This window comes from Roseateles sp. P5_B10, from assembly GCF_056400485.1.
The window spans coordinates 1-520 of the sequence record NZ_JBFULE010001769.1 but is presented as its reverse complement, the minus strand read 5'-3'; the positions used below and the strand labels follow the sequence as shown (position 1 = coordinate 520).

Annotated in this window: 1 protein-coding gene; it reads left to right on the top strand. The window is 62.2% G+C overall.

Going from position 1 to position 520, the window contains the following annotated elements; all coding sequences use genetic code 11:
- On the top strand, positions 1 to 520 hold a 520-nt coding region (locus AC1DU6_RS35810; RefSeq protein ID WP_477863400.1), incomplete at both ends, for a Bug family tripartite tricarboxylate transporter substrate binding protein.

Below are 520 nucleotides of genomic sequence, written 5' to 3'. Positions count from 1 at the left end.
GGCGTGGTCAACAAGAACCTCAACTTCGATCCGATCAAGGATTTCGCTGCGATCAGCCGTGTCGGATCGACGCCGTCCATCCTGATCGTGCCGCCGGATGCGCCGTTCAAGACGCTGGCCGAACTGATCGCCGCGGCAAAGRCCAAGCCGGATTCGCTGAGCTACAGCTCTGCCGGCGTCGGTAGTTCCACCGGTATCGCCGCCGAACTGTTCAGGCATCTCACGCAAACCAAGATGGTGCTGATCCCACATCGCGGACTGCCGGAATCCCAGATCAGCATTATGCGCGGCGACACCTCGGTTGCCTTCACTTTCTTCGGTGTTGGTGGCGACCTGATCCAGTCGGGAAAGTTGCGTGCATTGGCGGTCACCGGCAAGAGCCGCATGGCGCAACTGCCTGATGTGCCGACCTTTGCCGAGGCGGGGCTCCCCGAATTCACCTACGATAGCTGGTTTGGCATGCTCGCCGCCGCGGCGGTGCCGAAACCCATCGTCGGCCAGATCGCGCGCGATCTCGCCG